Genomic DNA, 3,306 nt, shown 5'->3' on the forward strand with positions numbered 1-3,306 from the left:
CGGCGGCCCTCGCGCGGTTGCCCCCGGGGCCCCCGGTGCCGCCGGCCTCGCTCACCGAGTTGTCCGACGGCGATGTGCTGGGCTTCGGCGGGGGTGCCCGGGTGGTGCACGTCCCCGGGCACACGGACGGCAGCATCGCGGTGTTCCTGCCCGCGCACGGCGTGCTGTTCACCGGGGACACGGTGGCGGCGGCCCCGGACGACGGGACGCCGGTCCCCGGGGTGTTCAACCTGGACCGGGCGCGACTCGTCGCGTCCATAGGCCGGATGGCGGAGCTGGGAGCGGAGGTCGCGTGCTTCGGGCACGGCGACCCGGTGCTGTCCGGCGCCGCCGCCGTGCTCCGCTCGCTCGGTTAGCCGCATCGCGGGGTCAGCCGACGGGCACCCCCGCCTCCAGGTAGAGCGCGCTGCCCCGTTCCCGGGCGCGCAGCGCCCAGCGCAGCCGCTCGTAGCGGACCGGGGGCAGCATCGCGGCGGCCTCCTGCTCGGTGGCGAACCGCCAGGCGCGCAGCTCGGGTCCGGGCAGCAGCACCCGGGAGGCCTCGCCGGGTCCCAGCCGGCCGCCGTCGAAGAGCAGCCGCAGCCCGCCGTAGCCGGGCGGGGCGGGCCGTTCCCAGTCCACGACCAGCAGCCGGGGCACCTCGCTCAGCTGTATGCCGGTCTCCTCGGCGACCTCGCGCATCCCGGCGCGGGCCGGCGCCTCGCCGCGTTCCACCACGCCGCCGGGGAACTCCCAGCCGGGCTTGTAGGTGGGGTCGACGAGCAGCACCCGGTCGTGCTCGTCGAAGAGCAGCACCCCGGCGGCGAGCGTCTCGGCGGTCGGCTCGGGGGTCTGCACGATGTCGCAGGCGGGTACGGCGCCGTTGCCGACGGCCTCGGCGATGCGGACGGCGGTCTCGTACGGGGTGAGGGCGCTGGTGTCGAGCGGGTGGGCGTCGGCGGTGAGCCAGGAGGCGAGGGCGGCGCGGTAGGGCTCGATGTGGTCGTAGGACCACTGCCGGACGCGTATCTCGCCGTCGGGTGCCTCGGGCGGGATCTCCCGGCCGGCTATCCGCTCCCGCAGGATCGTTTCGGTGGGCGCGAGGAGCAGATGGTGCACCGGTATGCGGCGGGCGGCGAGCCCGCCGAAGATCTCGTCGCGGTACTCCTGGCGGAGCAGGGTCATCGGCACCACGAGGGTTCCGCCCAGCTCGGCGAGCATCGCGGCGGCCGTGTCGACCACGAGCCGGCGCCAGATCGGCAGGTCCTGGAAGTCGCCCGCCTCGGCGAGACGCTTGGGCGGCAGCAGGTGTGTCAGTGCCCCGCCGATGATCTCGGGGTCGAAGAGCGCGCTGTTCGGGATCAGTTCGATCAGTTCACGTGCGGTCGTTGTCTTCCCCGCACCGAACGCGCCGTTGATCCAGACGACGGTCACGGACTCCCCCTCTTCTGTTGGCCCCCTGAGGATTGCCCGCTCCACCCTGCCATGGAAACCCCCCGCCGGTGAGGGCGCCTGCCCGCGCGGACACACGGAAGTGCCGGTGCCCCCGGGGCGGGGACACCGGCACGGGCGCCCTGCGGCGCCGGATCAGTCCTGGTCGAGGACGGAGTCGCCGACGTCGAGGCTGTCCTGGGCGACGAGGTGACCGACCTCGTCCACCGTGTCCGACACGTCGAGCGGCCGGTCGACCACCGCGTGGGAGGGGGTGACGGCGGCCACGACGAATCCGGCGGCGAGGGTGGCGATGGCGAGCATGCTGCGCTTCTTCATGCGCTGATCAACTGCGGGAGGCGGCGGGGGGTCACGCGGACCGCGTGAGCTTTCCTCCCCGGACCGCCGTTCGCCGGTCGAACACATCCGAACAACGCCACTCCCGTCCTGAACGCGCCCTTCCGACACAGTCCGACAGGTCCTACCGTGAGCGCGCGTTCATGACCGGAACCTGCCGTCATCCGCGTTTTCGCGAGTGGGAGGAACGTCGACGATGCGTCACCCTCACAGCCGCACGACCCGATGGAGAGTGGCCGGAGCGCTCGGTGCCGGACTGCTGTGCGCGGCGGGCCTCGCCACCCCCGCCCTGGCGGCCCCCGCACCGGCCCCGGCGGCGCGGACCGCGTCCGCGTCCCTGGACGACGGCCTCGCCCTCACCCCGCCGATGGGCTTCAACAACTGGAACTCCACCTACTGCCGGGCGGAGTTCAACGAAGGCATGGTCAAGGGCATCGCGGACCTCTTCGTGGAGAAGGGCCTGAAGAAGGCCGGCTACCAGTACGTCAACCTGGACGACTGCTGGGCCCAGCCGCAGCGCGACGCGAACGGCCGGCTGGTGCCCGACCCGGTGCGCTTCCCGAACGGCATCAAGGCCGTCGCGGACTACGTCCACGCCAAGGGGCTCAAACTCGGCATCTACACCAGCGCCGGCACCAGGACCTGCGACAGCGTGGGCCTTCCGGGGGCCCTCGGCCACGAGTACGAGGACGCACGGCAGTTCGCCGACTGGGGCGTGGACTACCTGAAGTACGACAACTGCAACAACCAGGGCCTGGACGCCAGGCAGCGCTACCGGACCATGCGCGACGCGCTCAAGGCGACCGGCCGGCCCATCGTCTACAGCATCTGCGAGTGGGGCGAGAACAAGCCCTGGGAGTGGGCCGCGGACATCGGCCATCTGTGGCGGACCACCGGCGACATCAAGGACAACTGGCCCTCGATGCTGTCGATCCTGAAGCAGAACCTCCCCCTCGCCCGGTACGCCGGTCCCGGCCACTGGAACGACCCCGACATGCTGGAGGTCGGCAACGGCGGCATGACGGACACCGAGTACCGCTCGCACTTCTCCCTCTGGTCGGTCATGGCCGCGCCGCTGCTCATCGGCACCGACCTGCGCAAGGCGTCCCAGGCGACCTACGACATCCTCGGCAACACGGAGGTCGTCGCCGTCGACCAGGACCCGCTCGGCAAGCAGGGCACGGTCGTCTCCGCCGCGGGCGGACGCTGGGTCGTCGCCAGGCAGATGGCGGACGGCAGCCGCGCGGTGGCCCTCTTCAACGAGTCCGGCACGGCCCAGCGGATCGCCACCAGCGCCGGCGCCGTCGGCCTGCCCCGCGCCGACGGGTACGCCGTACGCGACCTGTGGCAGCACCGCACGTACAACAGCGCCGGCACCCTCGCCGCCACCGTCCCGGCCCACGGCACGGTGCTGCTGCGCGTCAAGGCCGACCGGCACTGGGCCGCGTACCCGCCCGCCGTCGAAACCGGTCTGGACGGCGGCCTGCTGCTGACGGCGGGCACCCCGGCCACCGTCACCAGCACCGTCACCGACCTCGG

4 protein-coding genes are annotated in these 3,306 nt (G+C 72.7%); 2 read left to right on the forward strand and 2 right to left on the reverse strand.

Annotation, left to right across the window (positions count from 1 at the left end; all coding sequences use genetic code 11):
* Positions 1–356 (forward strand): MBL fold metallo-hydrolase (locus H5J33_RS28380; RefSeq protein ID WP_258565451.1); only part of this gene is annotated, 356 nt, incomplete at its 5' end.
* A 13-nt stretch (positions 357–369) separates the two neighbouring features.
* Here H5J33_RS28380 and H5J33_RS28385 read toward each other — a convergent pair.
* Both H5J33_RS28385 and H5J33_RS28390 read right to left on the reverse strand, forming a co-directional pair.
* The gene (locus H5J33_RS28385) at positions 370–1,413 is read right to left on the reverse strand and encodes an NUDIX hydrolase (RefSeq protein WP_181797687.1); all 1,044 of its coding nucleotides are present in this window, start codon (positions 1,411–1,413) and stop codon (positions 370–372) included.
* A gap of 153 nt (positions 1,414–1,566) precedes the next feature.
* A complete protein-coding gene (locus tag H5J33_RS28390) occupies positions 1,567–1,749 on the reverse strand; it encodes a hypothetical protein (protein WP_181797688.1) in 183 nt (60 codons plus the stop codon).
* Between the two features lie 214 nt (positions 1,750–1,963).
* Here H5J33_RS28390 and H5J33_RS28395 point away from each other — a divergent pair.
* Positions 1,964–3,306 (forward strand): glycoside hydrolase family 27 protein (locus H5J33_RS28395; protein ID WP_181797689.1); only part of this gene is annotated, 1,343 nt, incomplete at its 3' end.

It is taken from the genome of Streptomyces sp. WELS2, from assembly GCF_013870595.1.
In the GTDB taxonomy this organism is placed as follows: Bacteria; Actinomycetota; Actinomycetes; order Streptomycetales; family Streptomycetaceae; genus Streptomyces.